Origin of the sequence: Amycolatopsis sp. WAC 04182, from assembly GCF_003947465.1 — a bacterium.
In the GTDB taxonomy this organism is placed as follows: Bacteria; Actinomycetota; Actinomycetes; order Mycobacteriales; family Pseudonocardiaceae; genus Amycolatopsis.
The window spans coordinates 749,345-764,599 of the sequence record NZ_QHJJ01000003.1; the positions used below are offsets into that span (position 1 = coordinate 749,345).

The window sequence follows — 15,255 nt, forward strand, 5'->3', positions numbered from 1 at the left end:
CGTGTCATTTCACCAATGGACCGCTACCGCAGAGAAAACGTGCTGATTCTCGAGTCGGAGGTGAAGACGAGGTAGACGTCGTGCCGCCCGCTCACTCCGGACAACGTCGCGGTGGTCGTCGAGTACGTGTACTTGTCGCCGGTGCTGGCGATCTTGGCGGTTCCGGCCAGCCTGCCGCGTGGGCCGCCGAGCCGGATTTCCACAGTGGACGTCCCCGGTTCGGCGCGGGCCGTTCTCGCGGCGAATGTCCTTGCCCCGGAACGGAAATCCACGTCGCCGAAGCGCAGCCAGTCTCCCGCGCCGACGCCGACCGCGTCACCGCGGACCTTGCTTTCGTCGACCAGCTCGACGCCCGAGTAGTCGTCGAAGTCGATCGCCCTGGTGTCCCGCGTCAGATCGCGCGGCGGGATCTGCTCGCCACGCACGGGCAGCGCCGAGCGCAGCCGGATGTCGGCAGCGGACGCACCGACCATCACCTCGTGGACGGAAGATTCCAACACCCACTTGCCCCGGGTGACGTCCCAATGCCGGAGGTCGGGCACGGACAGGCGCACCGTCTTGGTCTGCCCCGGCTCCAGGTGCACTCGCTCGAAGTCTCGGAGCAGCTTGTTCGGCTGCTTGTCGCGGGAGACCAGCTGATGGGTGTAGAGCTGCACCACCTCGTCACCGGCACGTTTCCCGGTGTTGGTCACCTTCACCGTCGCTTCGAACGTCCCTTGTGGACCCGGCTTGCCGAGGCGCAGGTCGCTGTAGCGGAAGTTCGTGTAGGACAGGCCGTGTCCGAAGGCGTAGAGCGGATCACCGGTGAAGTACTGGTAGGTGCTGCCGCGTTTCATGATGTCGTAGTCGAGGATGTCCGGGAGCTCGGCGTCCGAGCGGTACCAGGTCTGGGTTAGCCGGCCCGCCGGGTTCACGTCGCCGTACAGCACGTCGGCGAGCGCGTTGCCGGTCTCCTGGCCGGCATGTGATGTCCACACGATCGCCGGGATGTTCTCCTGCTCCCAGTTCAAGGTCGTGGGATAACTGTTCTCGACCACGACGACGGTGTTCGGATTCGCCGCGCGCACGGCCTTGATCAGCTCGCTCTGGCTCCCCGCCAGCGCCGTCGAAGTGCGGTCGTGGTCTTCCCGGCCGTTGATGAACGGCATGCTGCCCACGACCACGACCGCCGTTTCGGCCGAGCGTGCCGCCTTCACCGCGCTGTCGATCCCCGAGATGATCTGCTCCTTGCGGAACTTGGTCGCTCTCGCCGCGTTCGGCGAGCCCAAGGTCAGCGTGCCGTCGGCGGCGACGGTCAGGTAGCTGTTCGGCCCGTCCCAGTCGTTCGGGAGCTCGTAACCGGCGTACCTGATCACGACCGTGCCGTCACCCGCGTCCTCGAGCTTGAATTGCTGGTGGACGAACCAGTCCCGCGGCTGCGGTGCCTGGTTGAGGAACGGGCTTGTGGCGTCGGCGAGGTTCTGCCGCTCGACGTACTTCCCGTTCGCGACGCTGCGCAAGGTCAGCACGCCGTCGCCCCACTCGAACGCGTCGAACTGTTCCGTGGCCCCGACGCTGGTGGCGCCGGTCTTGAGCACCGCGCCCGCATCGCCCGCACCACCGCTGAGGTACTTGCCGGTGGCGGCATCGCGCAAGGCGATCCGGTCGACGGCCTCGGTGTCGGTGACCTGTGCCCCGCCGCCGAGCCGCGCGCGGATCCCGTCGACCGGGGTCACCTTGTACGGCAATCCGCCGGAGTACCAGTCGGTGTACAGGGTCTTCTCCAGCGGACCGATGACCGCGACACCGCGCTTCGGATCCAGCGGCAGGGCGCCGCGGTCGTTCTTCAGCAGCACCATGGCCTCGCCCGCCGACTTGCGGGCGAGTTGCCGGTGCGCCGGGCTGTTGACCACGTCCTTGCCGATCTTGGCGTACGGGCCGCCGTCCGGATCGAAGTCGCCGAGTCGGAAGCGCACGCTCAGGACGTGCTTCACCGCCCGGTCGATGTCGGCCTCGGCGAGCAGCCCCTTGGCCAGCGCGGATGTGATGATCTTGATGGTCGGACCGGGGTTCTGGTTGTCGACGGTGAAGCCGTCCAGACCGGCTTTGAGAGTGGCCGCGAAACCCTCTTCGTTGGTCGCGTAGTACTTCTCGGAGCCTGTCAGGTTGTACGGGGCGGAGGCGTCGCTGACGTTGTAGAGCGTCTTGCCGGTCCACGTCCGCACGACGTCGTGAAGGTCGGGGTTGACCGTCGCGGGCCGTCCGTTGACGAGGTTGTACGACCCCATCACGCCGGTCGCCGCGTCGGCCGCGATAGCCGGTTTGAACGCCTGTTCGTCGTATTCGCGCAGCACTCGCGGGCGCAGGTTGGACGACGTGGTGTCGCGGCGGATCTCGTTGTTGTTGGCCAGGTAGTGCTTCAGTACCGGAGCGGTCTTGAGGTACTCGGGATGGTCGCCGGTCATCCCCTTGCCGTACGCCGTCGAGATCGCCCCGGTCAGGAAGGGATCTTCGGAGTAACCCTCCTCGTTGCGTCCCCATCGCGGATCACGCAGCAGGTTCACCACCGGCGCCCACAACTGGAGTCCCCAGAAGCCGGGATCCTGCGAGTGGTAGCCCCGCGCCTCGTCACCGACGACCGCGCCGACCTGCTTGATCAACGCCGGGTCCCACGTCGATGCGAGCCCGATCGCCTGCGGGAAGACGGTGGCGTTCGCGGTCACGACGGCGCCGTTGTTGCGCTCGGTCGTCCAGCCGAGACCGTGCAATGCCTCGGTTCCCGTTTTGAACTCGGGAATGCCCAGCCGCGGGATCGCCGGCTGGAACTGGTGCAGCAACGACACCTTCTCCGCGAGGGTCAGCCGCCGCACGAGATCGTCCACGCGCGTGGTCAACGGGAGGCCCGGATCGCGAAACGGATGAGCGTTCAGCTCGTCCGCGACCGCGGGTGAGGCGAGGCCCAGCACCAGGGTGATCGTCGTGGCGACCATGCCGAGCCGGCGGAGGCGGGCGGGGAGAGCTGCTCTGCTCATGAAGACTCCATCGCGAGTAATCGAAGCGCTTCGACGAAACGGGCGGCGATATTCAGCGAGTTTCGAGCGGTGGTGATCGGGTGGCGATCGAGCGGGAGATCCGAGTGTCGAAACGATTCGACAGTCGCGTTACGGCGATGTTAGCGGACAGGACACGACGAGACAATGCTCTTCGGCGGCGCCGTGCCACCGGTGTATCCGTCTGGCACTCTCGAACACAGTGGACAGTTGCCGGCCGGAAGGAATCCCGTTGACCTCCCAGATCGAACCCGTCGGCCTCACGCTCGAACAGAAGGCGTCGCTGCTGTCCGGCCGCGACTTCTGGCACACCGAGCCGATCGAGGCCGCGGGAATCCCGTCGATCCTGTTCTCCGACGGCCCGCACGGCCTGCGACGGCAGGACGACGAGGCCGACAATCTCGGCGTGCACGACAGCGTGTCCGCCACCTGTTTCCCGCCGTCGGTCGCGGTGGGATCCAGCTGGGATCCCGAGGTCGCCGCGCGGATCGGCGCGGCCATCGGCAGGGAGGCCCGCGCGGCAGGGGTCTCGGTGGTACTCGGCCCTGGCGTGAACATCAAGCGTTCCCCGTTGTGCGGTCGCAACTTCGAGTACTACTCGGAGGACCCGTTGCTGAGCGGCGTCCTCGCCAGTGCCTATGTGCGGGCCATGCAGTCCGAAGGCGTGGGCGCGTCGGTGAAGCATTTCGCGGCCAACAACCAGGAGACCGACCGGATGCGGGTCAGCGTGGAGGTCGACGAACGGACCCTGCGCGAGATCTACTTCCCGGCGTTCGAACGTGTCGTGACCGAAGCACACCCCGCGACAGTGATGTGCTCGTACAACCGCGTCAACGGTGTCTACGCCTCTCAGAACCGCCGCCTGCTCACCGACGTCCTGCGGGACGAATGGGGTTTCGACGGTCTGGTCGTCTCGGACTGGGGCGCGGTGAACGACCGGGTCGCCGCGCTCGCGGCCGGGCTGGACCTCGAGATGCCGGGCACCGGCGGCAGCGGCGACGCCGAGATCGTGGCGGCGGTCCGGAGCGGGGAATTGGACGAAGCCGTCGTCGACAGGAGTGTCCGCCGCGTCCTCGACCTCATCGGCCGGGCGTTGCCGCCGAGTGGCGACGTGGATCCCGACGAGCAGCACCGGGTGGCGAAGGAGGTCGCCGCCGACTGCGCCGTCCTGCTGAAGAACGACCGGGACACGTTGCCCCTGACCTCGCGATCGGCGGTCGCGGTCATCGGTGAGTTCGCCGCGAACCCCCGCTTTCAGGGCGGCGGCAGCTCCCACGTCAATCCCACCAGGGTCGATACCGCGCTCGACGCGATCCGCGAACTCGGTGAATCCGTGACCTACGCGAGCGGCCTGGCCGACAACGCCGTCGAGATCGCCCGTGAGGCCGACGTCGCGGTGGTGTTCACCGGTCTGGGCGAAAAGGACGAATCCGAAGGCTTCGACCGGGACACCATCGACCTGCCCGCGGCACAGGTCGAACTCATCAAGGCGGTCGCGGCGGCGAGCAGGCGCACCGTGGTCGTCCTCTCCCACGGCGGCGTGGTGTCGCTGGAGAGCTGGCACGACGACGTCGACGCCATTCTCGACGGCTGGCTGCTCGGTCAGGCCGGCGGCAGCGCGCTCGCCGACCTCCTCTTCGGCGTCACCAACCCGTCGGGTCACCTCGCCGAGAGCATTCCGCTTCGTTTGCAGGACAACCCCAGCTATCTCAACTTCCCCGGCGAGTCGGGCCGCGTCCGATACGGCGAGGGAGTAATGGCCGGCTACCGGTACTACGAAACCGCCGAGGTCGCGGTCCGCTATCCGTTCGGCCACGGCCTGTCCTACACGACCTTCGAGACCGGCGACCTGACGGTCACGGCGACGGGCGACGACTCCGCCACCGTCGCGGTGAACGTCACCAACACCGGAACCCGCGCCGGCAAACACGTCGTTCAGGTCTACGTCGCCACCAACGCCGCTCCCGTTCGCAGCCCGGCCCGGGAACTCCGCGCGTTCGCCAAGATCTCGCTCGAACCGGGCGAGACCCGCCGCGTCGAGCTCACCCTCGATCGCCGAGCTTTCGCCTGGTACGACGTCGAACTGAGCCGTTGGGTGGTCTCGCCCGGCGACTACATCGTCCAGATCGGCCGGAGCGCCGCGCAGATCGTCGCCGAAGCGCCGGTCACGCTCGCCGGCGACGTCATCATCCCGGTCCTGTCGATCGACTCGACGGTCGAGGAGTGGTTCGGTCACCCGATCGTGGGTCCGGAGCTCGGCAAGTTGCTCGCCGGCCAGAGCAATCGGGCAGAGAGTGGCGTGGACTGGATGCGCATGGTCGCTTCGATGCCGATGCGCCAGTTCACCAAACTCATGGCCTACCGGGGTGTCGAGCTGCCCACCGACGCGTTGCCCAGGTTGATCGAACTGAGCAAGGGCTGAGCCCGTCGAATCGATTCGACTCCCTCTATCATCGGCTGATGGTCACCATCGCAGATGTCGCCCGGGCGGCCGGGGTCTCCCCGAGCACCGTGTCCTACGTGCTGTCCGGACGGCGTTCGATCTCGGAGGACACCCGCCGCCGCGTCCAGCACAGCATCAGCGAACTCGGTTACCACCCGAACGCGGGCGCCCGCGCGCTGGCCAGCAGCCGCACCAACGTGCTCGCGCTCGTCGTCCCGCTGCGGACGGACCTGAACGTCCCGGTGGTCATGCAGTTCGTCGCGGCCACCGTCACCGAGGCACGCACCTACGACCACGACGTCCTCCTGCTGACCAAGAACGAAGGCCCGGACGGCCTGCGCCGGATCGCCGCGTCCGCCATCGCGGACGCGCTGATCGTGATGGACGTCGAAACCTCCGAGCCGCGTCTCCCGGTGCTGAGATCCCTGCACCGGCCGGTGGTACTGATCGGAGTTCCCGCCGACCCCGGCGACCTGACCTGCGTCGATCTCGACTTCACCGCGGCAGGCGCCGCGAGCGTCACGCATCTGGCCGACCTCGGCCATCGCGAGGTCGCGCTGATCGGCCCCTCTCCCGCGGTCTACAAACGCGGCACGAGCTACGCGGGCCGCTTCCTGCGCGGATTCCGTCAGACGGCCACGAAACGCAAGATGCGCGCCGGTTCGTTCCCGTGCGCGCCTTCCTACGACGCCCTGCGCGCCTGCCTCGACGACGTGTTCGCCGAACACCCCGGCGTCACCGGGCTGGTCGTGCACAACGAGGCCATCCTCGGCCCGCTGCTGTCCGAGCTGAACCGTCGCGGCAAGCAGGTTCCCCAGGACATCTCGGTACTGGCCGTCTGCCCGGAGGACATGGCCGAGGCGCAGTCGGTCCAGCTCACGTCGATCGCCATCCCCGCCGCCGAACTCGGCAGCCTCGCCGTCGAGATGGCGATGCGCCGCCTCGACGACGGAGGCCAGGCCGAGGTCCGGCTGCTTTCACCCCGCCTGACCGAACGGGGCAGCACGGGCCTCGCGCCTTCCTAGGCCCGACCGGCTCGACACCTGAGTACATGAAGGCCCCCTTCCTGTACCTAGGCGCAAGGATGGGGGCCTTCATGTACTCAGGAAGGTGTGAAGGCCCCCTTCCCTCGGCTGAGCCGAGGGAAGGGGGCCTTCACGCGCAGCCGTTGCGCCTGCTGATGCACATGGGGTGCACGTGGGGATTGCCGTGGCCTGGGACCAACTGCGCCCGGAATCCACGGAGTCTTGGCGGCGCTCAGGCTGGCGACCCAGCACCGCGAATCGTCAACGCGCTTCCCGTCGCCACGATCGTCTCGTCACCCCCCGCGAACTCCACCCGCCAGCCATCAGGCGCGGAGTCGACCTCGATGTGGACGTCGTCGCCCTCCCGGCGCGTGCGGAACGTCGAGCCGTCGACGGCAGTGGTGATCCGGGTGCCGTCCTCCAGCCGGTACAGCCGCAGCGTGACTCCGTCGGCGTAGTCGTAGTCCGGTCGGTCGTCGACGGCGCCCAGCGGCAGAACGGTGTCGGGACGCACCAGCAGCGGGACGGTGAGCATGTCGCAGACGGTGGTCACCCATCGCGGACCCTGGATCTCGTCGCCGGTGAAGAAGTCGGTCCACACGCCGTCCGGCACGTAGTAGGTCACTTCGCCTTCGTCTGAGAAAACCGGCGCCACCAGGAGCGAGTCGCCGAGCATGTACTGCCGCTCCAGGTGGGCGCACGCCGGATCCGCCGGGAACTCCAGCGCCATCGCCCGCATCATCGGTGTGCCCTCGGCCGCCGCCTGTGCCGCCGCTTGCCACAGGTATGGCATCAGCCGAGCCTTGAGCTTGGAGAACACCCGCAGGACGTCGACGGCCTCCTCGTCGAACAGCCACGGCACCCGGTAGGACGAACTGCCGTGCAACCTGCTGTGCGACGACAACATCCCGAACGCGATCCACCGTTTGAACAGCGCCGGATCCGGAGTGCCTTCGAAGCCGCCGATGTCGTGGCTCCAATACCCGAAACCGGACAGGCCGAGGGAAAGGCCGCCCCGCAGGCTCTCGGCCATCGACTCGTACGTCGACTCGCAGTCGCCGCCCCAGTGCACCGGGAACTGCTGCGACCCCGCGGTCGCGGAGCGCGCGAACACCACGGCTTCGCCCTCCCCGCGCCGTTTGCGGAGCACGTCGAAGACGGTCTGGTTGTAGAGGTAGGTGTAGTAGTTGTGCATCCGCTCGGGATCGGATCCGTCGAAGTAGACGACGTCCGTCGGCACCCGCTCGCCGAAGTCGGTCTTGAAACAGTCCACGCCTTGTGCGAGCAGGGCGTCCAGTTTGGCCGCGTACCACTCACGCGCGGCCGGGTTGGTGAAGTCGACCAGCGCCATCCCCGGCTGCCAGAGATCCCACTGCCACACGTCACCGTTCGGCTTCCGCAGCAGGTACCCGCCGGCGACGCCCTCGGCGAACAACGGTGACCGTTGCGCCACATACGGGTTGATCCACACCGAGATACGCAGGTCCCGCGCTTTGAGCCGCTCCAGCATGCCGACGGGGTCCGGGAACGTCCGCGGATCCCATTCGAAGTCGCACCAGTTGAACTCGCGCATCCAGAAGCAGTCGAAATGGAACACGCTCAGCGGCAGGTCACGTTCGATCATGCCGTCGACGAATCCCGAGACGGTCTTCTCGTCGTAGGACGTGGTGAACGACGTCGACAGCCACAGCCCGAAGGACCACGCGGGCGGGAGCGCCGGTCTGCCGGTCAGCGCCGTGTATTTGCGCAGGATCTCCTTCGGGCTCGGGCCGTAGATGACGAAGTACTCCAGCGACTGGCCCACGACGCTGAACTGCACCCGCGACACCGCCTCCGAGGCGACCTCGAAGGACACGTGCCCCGGATGGTTGACGAACACGCCGTAACCGGCATTGGTCAGGTAGAACGGCACGTTCTTGTAGGCCTGTTCGCTGCTCGTGCCGGCGTCGGCGTTCCAGATGTCGACGACCTGCCCGTTGCGCACCAGCGGCCCGAATCGCTCGCCGAGCCCGTAGACCTGGGCTCCCACGCCGAGGTCCAGCTGGTCGCGGACATGGTGCTCGCCGTCGAGGCTCATGAAGCCCATACCCTTGGCGCCGCTGGTGGTGAGCACCTTGCCGCCCGCGACGAAGTCGACCTTCCACCCTTCGCCGCGGTGGAGCCGGACCGACAACGCGCCGGCGGTGAGCGTGTGCCCGTCCTCGGAGACTTTCGCCTCGTCATCGGCGGCCGACAGCTCGAAGCGGGGTTCTCGCGGCAGCCCGCCCTCGAAATGCGTGACGCTCACCTTGATCACGTCCGGCATCGGCGAGGAGAACCCGACCGTCGCCACCGGTCCCTTCAACAGGTCGCCGCGGTGGCGGATGCGATGGGTCGGCGCGTGGACCACGATCCGGCCGCCCCCCGCGGTGAGGTCGTACACCTCCACCGGATGCGCCGCCTGCACTCCGTCGCGCAACAGCCAGTATCCGTTGCTGAACTTCATTTGACCGCCCCTGCCGTGATGCCACGTGTCAACGTCCGCTGGAAGATCAGGAAGAAGGCGATCGCCGGGATGACCCCGAGCAACGCCGAGGCACTGGTCATGGTCGCGTCCATCATCCGCTGGCCCTGCAGCACACCCAGTGCGACCGGGACGGTCTGGGTGTCGTTGGAGATCAGCAGGATCAGCGGCAGGAAGAACTCGTTCCACGTCCAGATGAAGAAGAACACGAACAGCACACCCAGCGTCGGCCTGCTGATCGGCACCACGATCCGCACCAGGGTCTGCCATTTGTTCGCGCCGTCGAGATAGGCGGCCTCGAGCAGCTCGTGCGGGAATCCGACGAAGGTCGAGGACAGCAGATAGGTGCCGAACGCGGCCTGGATGATCGTGAAGATGATGATCACGCCGAGCTGGGTGTCGTAGAGGCCGGTTTCGTTGGCGAGGAAGTACAGCGGGTACGCCAGTGCTTCCTGCGGCAGCGTGTTCGCGATGAGGAACGCGACCAGGATCCACGTCCTGCCGCGGATCCGGCCGATGCCCAGCGCGTAGGCGTTCAGCACCGAGATCACCACCGCGAGGACCGCGACCGACCCGCTGATCACGACGCTGTTGAGCAGTTTCTGCCCGAACCCGACCCGGACCCAGAAGTCGATCAGCCCCTGCAGGTACACGCCGTCCGGAAAGGACAGCGGGCCGTCGGCCGCGTATTCGGCCGGGGACTTCAGCGCGTTCAGCGCCACGACCAGGAACGGCGCCAGCATCACGATCGCGAGAACGATCAACGACCAGAGCGTCACGTGCCGTTTCACGCGTGCTCACCCCGCCTCTGGATACGGAGGAACACCGTGGTGAGCACGAGGATCAGGACCGTGAGCACGGTCGCGATCGCCGCGCCGTAGCCGACCTGCGTCTTCTCGAAGAAGTTCTGGAACGAGTAGTACGACGGCACGTTGGTGGACCCTCCCGGGCCTCCCCTGGTCAGCACGTAGATCGGCCCGAAAACCTTCAGCGCGGCGATGGTGCAGGTCAGCAGGACCACGAAGACTTCGGGCCGCAGCTGAGGCACCGTCACATGCCAGAACCGGCCCCACCACGACGCGCCGTCCAGCTCCGCCGCCTCGTGCAGCGACGGGTCGGCACGCTGCATCCCGGCCATGAAGATGACCACCGGATAGCCGACCTGGATCCACACCATCACGCCCATCACGCTCCACAGCGCGACGTCCGGATCGCCAAGCCAGTTCTGGGCGAGCGAGCCGAGCCCGACGGCGGAGAGGAGTTCGTTGACCGCGCCCTCGGGCGCCAGGATCCAGCTCCACACGATGCCGGCGACCGCGATCGGCAGCACCTGCGGCAGGTAGACACAGGCCCGCAACACACTGGCCGCCCGCGTCCCGAATCGTTTGGCCACGAAATCGAACAGCGCGGCCGCGATCACCAGTCCCACCACGGTCGGCACGATGGCCATCGCCACCACGAGCCCGAGGTTGTGGCGGAACGACGCCCAGAAGACGTCGTCCGCGAACAACCGCCGGTAGTTGTCCAGCCCTGTCCACTTCGGATCACCGGCACCGGACCACTGGGTGAAGCTGATGCCGATGTTCATCGCGAACGGCACCAGGATCACCGCGATCAGCAGCACCGCGCCGGGGATCAGGAAGAGCAGGTAGTTTCCCCGTCCCCTGGTCATTTGCCGACGTTCGCCAGATTCTCTTCGTAGGGCTTGGCGAGTTCGTCGAGCACCTGCGACGGCTGGGCGCTCGAGGTGATGAGCTTCTGCGTCGCCGAGACGTGGACGTCGTAGTACCCGGGAGCGGGCCAGTCGGGGTAGAACGCCAGCTTGTCCTGTGTGGACAGAGTGGTGAAGTCCTCCACCAGATCCTTCAGCCGCGGCTCGGCCGGTGGCGTGGGGCCGTTCACCACCGGGACACCGCCTGCCTCACGCAGCTTGTCCTGGATGGGCTGGGACATCGTGATCGCGATGAAGTCGAGCGCGAGGTCGCGGTTCTTCGCCCCCTTGGGGATGACCCACATGTTGCCCGCGGATCCCGAGGTCATCCCCGGCCACGGGACCGAACCCCACTGGAAGTCCTTGATGCTCCGCACCAGCCTGCCGTACCACCAGCTGCCGCTGATCATGATCGGGTACTTGCCCTGCATGAACGACATGCCCATGCCCTCGGCGTCGACTCCCGCGGAATCCTTGCTGATGTAGCCCTTTCGCACCCAGTCGGCGAAGGTCGTCGCGCCGTAGGTCCACGCGGCGTCGTGGAAGTCCACCTTGCCGGTGTAGCGCTGGTAGCGGTCCACCCAGCCGCGGTCGGCCTTGGTGAGCGCGAGCTGGTACAGGACCTGGTGCGCCGGGTACTCCGAACCACCGACGGCCAGCGGGGTGACCCCGGCACCGGCGAACTTGGCCATGGCCGCGGTCAGCTGCTCGAAGGTCCTCGGCTCTTCGAGGCCCTGCTGCGCGAACATGTCCTTGTTGTAGAAGATCTTCACGTACTCGGCGTAGTTCGGGACGCCGTACCAGTTCCCGGATCCCATCACGCCGTTCTCGTCGTAACGGGCGGTGGTCTGGAGCGCCGGGGTGAGCTGCTTGTCCCAGCCGCGTTTGGCGACCTCTTCGCTGATGTCGGTCAGAAGTCCCTGCTTCGACAGCAGTCCCGCGGTGGCGTTGCCCTTGTTGTACTCCAGGACGTCCGGCGCGTCGCCCGAATTGAGCACCATCGGTGCCGTCTTCTGGATCTGCTCGAAGCCCTTCTCCTCGAAGGCGACCTTGACGCCGGGATGGCTCGCTTCGAACTGCTTGATCGCCTCGGCCCAGGCCACGCCCATCGCGCTGTCCGGCGGCTCGTAGTGCCACAGCTTCAGGGTCTTCGGGTCGCCGCTGCCGGATCCGGACCCGCAGCCCGCGATGGCCAGCATGGCGACCATCGCGGCGGCCAGTACACGCTTCGACATCAAGGGTTCCCTCCAGAGAAGTCGGTGATACTCCCCGGCCATCGTGGCTCTCTCGGAATCCGCGGTGACCCGAACTGTCGAAGCGCTTCGATGGACACGATAGGACCGCGCGCCCGGTCAGCACAACGTCTTGACCGGACGCGCTCCCACCTCTACTGTCAGGCTCTTTTCGCCTGAGCCTTCACGGAATGTCGGGACCGAAGCGGATGGGGTGGCTCGCGACGGGAGTGGCGTCGACGATGCCGGTGCGGGCGAAGGTCGCCCAGACGGCGCGGAGGGCGACGCCGAAGGCATCGACCTCGGGCCATGGGACCTTGCCGAGCATCGGGCTGTCCTGCCAGGCTCGCTCGGTGCCGAGCAGCAGCGGCAGCTCGACACAGTGGGTGGCGCCGAACTCGGACCCCTCGGGCCGCCAGTCCAGGCGATATGAGAAGACACCGGCCCCGGCCGAGCGCAGCCCGTCACCGAAAGCGGCCAGCGGTTCGACGTAGATCTCGTCGGTGCCGGCGGCGCCGGGGAACGCGGTCATGTCGTCGGCGTTCCAGCCGTACAGCACGTCGAGATCACGCACGTTGTCCGCGAAGAACGCCTTGTCCGACGTGTCTACCGGAAGGAACGCGGGCTCCATCGGGTCGCCACTGAGCCGGAGGTTGGTCAGCGCGGTTTCCCTCTGCGCCGCAAGGATCTCCGAGATTCCGGCGGTACGCGGGTCGGCGCCGAGCGCGTCGGCGAACACCTGGCCCAGTTTCTCCGCCTGCCCGGGCGGCCGGGCGCCGAGGCCGAGCGGCGCGCTCTGCAGGATCGCCCGCCGGAACAGCCCGCGTGCCTCCGGCAGATCCATCAGCAGCCGGATGGAGATGCCGCCCGCCGACTGCCCGGCGACCGTCACGTTGTCCGGGTCACCGCCGTAGGCCGCGATGTTGGCCCGCACCCAGCGCAGCGCCTCCAGCTGGTCGGCCAGCCCGAGGTTGCCTGGGCTGACGCCGTCCAGATACAGGTAACCGAGCGCGCCGAGCCGGTAGTTGACGCCGACCACCACCAAGTCGCCTTCGGCCGCCAGCGCACCGCCGTCGTACCAGTCCAGCAACCCGCCGCCGCTGGAGAATCCGCCGCCGTGCAGCCACACGAGCACCGGCCTGCGTCCGTCATCGAGGCCTGGGGTGCTGATCGTCAGGTTGAGACAGTCCTCGCCCTGCGGCAGGCGATCGCGCGGCGGCCCCATCACCCGGTCCAGCCGGGACGGCGGTTGCGGGCTGATCTGCCCGCTGGACGGCGTCCGCTCCGAAACGGCGACCGGCGGCGCGAACCGCGCCGCTGTGGCATAGCGAATCGGTCCGGTTCGGACAATCGTGGTCATACACACCTCGCGGGTAGGATCGGCTGGTGATCTTGCCTCGCCTGCTGGACGGCCGACTGAAGTTCCGCCATCTCGTCCTGCTCGACGCGCTGGCCAGGCAGGGCACCGTGGTCGGGGCCGCCGCCGAGTTGCACGTGACGCAGCCGGTGGCGACCCGAAGTCTGCACGAACTCGAAGAGATCCTCGACGTGCGGTTGTTCGAACGCGGCCCGCGCGGTATCACCCCGACCGTGTTCGGCGAGGCGTTCACCGGCCACGCCCGCGCGGTGCTCGCCCAGCTCGAGCAGGCCGGGCGGCACGTCGCCGAACTGGCCGACGCCGAACGCGGCACGGTGGTGGTCGGCACCCATCTCGCGGGGTCGAACATGCTGCTGCCGCGTGCCATCGCGGCGATCAAGACCGAGCGGCCGTACCTGACCATCGTGGTCCGGGAGGGTTCTCCGGAAGCACTGCTGGTCGAACTGGAGGCGGGCCGGGTCGACCTGATCATCGGCAGGCTGACCGCGCCGTCGGACGAGCGGATCGAGCGGCGCAAGCTGTACGACGAGTCGGTGGACCTGGTGGTCCGCACCGCGCATCCGCTGGCGGGCGCGACCGGCGTCGAGCTGGCCGACCTCGCGGAGTATCCGTGGATACTGCCCGGAGCGGAAACCGCGTTGCGCCGTGAGCTGGAGCAGTTGTTCACCCGCAACGGCTTCCCGCTGCCCGCGAACCGGGTGGAGACCACCTCGTTCCTCACGGTGCGGCAACTGCTGCTGGAGACCGACGTGATCGCCGCGCTGCCCAGCCTGATCACCAAGGACGACCCGAGGATCACCAGGGTCGCGCTGGCACTGGAGCCCATCGGGCACAGCGTCGGACTCACCCTGCCCGCCCAGCGCACCCTCAGCCCGTCGGTGGACGCGCTGATCCGCAGCCTCACCGACGTCGCCACTGGAATGTCCCCTTAGGACGGTCACGACAAGGACAGGAAGCGTTCGGCGTTTCCGCTGGTGATCAGCTGCCGGTCGGTCTCGCTCAGGAAACCGCTCTTGCGCACCACCTCGCCGACCGGACGTTCGCCGAGCGGGTACGGGTAGTCGCTGCCGACCATCACCCGTTCGGCGCCGAGCGTGTCCACGAGCAGTCGCAGTGCCCGCTCGTCGAAGACCACCGAGTCGACGTGGAAACGGTCGAGGTAGTGCGACGGCGGGAACTCCGAGGTGCCGATGACGTCGTTCCGCCGATGCCAGGCGTTCTCCATCCGGCCGAGCCAGAACGCGAACGACCCGCCGCCGTGGGCGAAGCAGATCTTCAGGCTCGCGTCGATCCGGTCGAAGACCCCGCCGAGCACCAGCGCCAGGATCGACAGATGCGTTTCCGCGGGCATCGCGGTCAGCCACCGCGCCATCCACCGGTCCAGCCGGGGCGAATCGGCCATGTCCCACGGGTGCACGAACACCGGAACCCCGAGTGACGCGCAGTGCTGCAGGAAGGTCTCCACCCCGGCGCTGTCCAGATCCTGGTCGCCGACGTGGTTGCCGATCTCGACCCCGCGATGCCCCGCCGCCAGGCAGCGTTCCAATTCACGGCATGCCGCGTCGGTGTCCTGCAACGGAACCTGGCAGAACGGGATCAGGCGATCCGGCGCCGGTGCGACGATCTCCAGCGCCAGGTCGTTGAAGATCCGGGCGATCCGGCCCGCCTGCTCGCCGGTCCGGCCGTAGTTGAAGAACGCGGGCGTCGGGGAGACCACCTGGGTGCGCACACCGTCGGCGTCCATGTCCAGCAGCCGGGTCTCCGCGTTCCAGCAGTCCGCGGCGATCCGGCGGAACTCCTTGTCCCCCATCATGATCATCGCCTCGGACTCGGTTTCCGCGCGCAGCCACGGCGCGTCCGGTCCGGCGTCCGCGCGCAGATCCGGCCAGCCGTTCGGCACGTAATGCGTGTGGATGTCGATCAGGCCGGTCATC

10 protein-coding genes are annotated in these 15,255 nt (G+C 67.7%); 3 read left to right on the forward strand and 7 right to left on the reverse strand.

The genetic code is table 11. The annotated features are described in order from the left end of the window. Nucleotides 1–23: 23 nt before the first annotated feature. On the reverse strand, nucleotides 24–3,011 hold the full coding sequence (locus DMH01_RS17165; RefSeq protein ID WP_199745516.1) for a glycoside hydrolase family 3 protein: 2,988 nt from the start codon (nucleotides 3,009–3,011) through the stop codon (nucleotides 24–26). A gap of 250 nt (nucleotides 3,012–3,261) precedes the next feature. On the opposite strand from DMH01_RS17165, the gene DMH01_RS17170 reads away from it, so the two are divergent. Then, entirely contained in the window at nucleotides 3,262–5,451 is a 2,190-nt protein-coding gene (locus tag DMH01_RS17170; RefSeq protein WP_125677917.1) for a glycoside hydrolase family 3 C-terminal domain-containing protein, read from the forward strand. Between the two features lie 38 nt (nucleotides 5,452–5,489). Next, a complete protein-coding gene (locus tag DMH01_RS17175; protein WP_125677919.1) occupies nucleotides 5,490–6,497 on the forward strand; it encodes a LacI family DNA-binding transcriptional regulator in 1,008 nt (335 codons plus the stop codon). A 232-nt stretch (nucleotides 6,498–6,729) separates the two neighbouring features. On the opposite strand, the gene yicI is transcribed toward DMH01_RS17175, so the two are convergent. The 5 genes from yicI to DMH01_RS17200 all read right to left on the reverse strand — a co-directional run bounded on the left by yicI (nucleotide 6,730) and on the right by DMH01_RS17200 (nucleotide 13,303). Then, entirely contained in the window at nucleotides 6,730–8,982 is a 2,253-nt protein-coding gene (yicI, locus tag DMH01_RS17180) for an alpha-xylosidase (protein WP_125677921.1), read from the reverse strand. Further along, a complete protein-coding gene (locus DMH01_RS17185) occupies nucleotides 8,979–9,791 on the reverse strand; it encodes a carbohydrate ABC transporter permease (RefSeq protein WP_199745517.1) in 813 nt (270 codons plus the stop codon). Before DMH01_RS17185 ends, yicI begins: the two co-directional genes overlap by 4 nt. Continuing rightward, entirely contained in the window at nucleotides 9,788–10,672 is an 885-nt protein-coding gene (locus DMH01_RS17190; RefSeq protein ID WP_125677923.1) for a carbohydrate ABC transporter permease, read from the reverse strand. Before DMH01_RS17190 ends, DMH01_RS17185 begins: the two co-directional genes overlap by 4 nt. After that, nucleotides 10,669–11,946: an ABC transporter substrate-binding protein gene (locus DMH01_RS17195; protein WP_125677925.1), complete on the reverse strand. Its 1,278-nt coding sequence runs from the start codon at nucleotides 11,944–11,946 to the stop codon at nucleotides 10,669–10,671. The genes DMH01_RS17190 and DMH01_RS17195 overlap by 4 nt, the downstream gene beginning before the upstream one ends. A 181-nt stretch (nucleotides 11,947–12,127) precedes the next feature. Beyond that, the gene (locus DMH01_RS17200; protein ID WP_125677927.1) at nucleotides 12,128–13,303 is read right to left on the reverse strand and encodes a carboxylesterase family protein; all 1,176 of its coding nucleotides are present in this window, start codon (nucleotides 13,301–13,303) and stop codon (nucleotides 12,128–12,130) included. 26 nt (nucleotides 13,304–13,329) lie between these two features. Here DMH01_RS17200 and DMH01_RS17205 point away from each other — a divergent pair, with 26 nt between their 5' ends. Beyond that, the gene (locus tag DMH01_RS17205) at nucleotides 13,330–14,253 is read left to right on the forward strand and encodes a LysR substrate-binding domain-containing protein (RefSeq protein WP_125677929.1); all 924 of its coding nucleotides are present in this window, start codon (nucleotides 13,330–13,332) and stop codon (nucleotides 14,251–14,253) included. Nucleotides 14,254–14,258: 5 nt separating this feature from the next. On the opposite strand, the gene DMH01_RS17210 is transcribed toward DMH01_RS17205, so the two are convergent. Continuing rightward, a complete protein-coding gene (locus DMH01_RS17210) occupies nucleotides 14,259–15,254 on the reverse strand; it encodes an amidohydrolase family protein (RefSeq protein ID WP_125677931.1) in 996 nt (331 codons plus the stop codon). Nucleotide 15,255 lies beyond the last annotated feature (1 nt).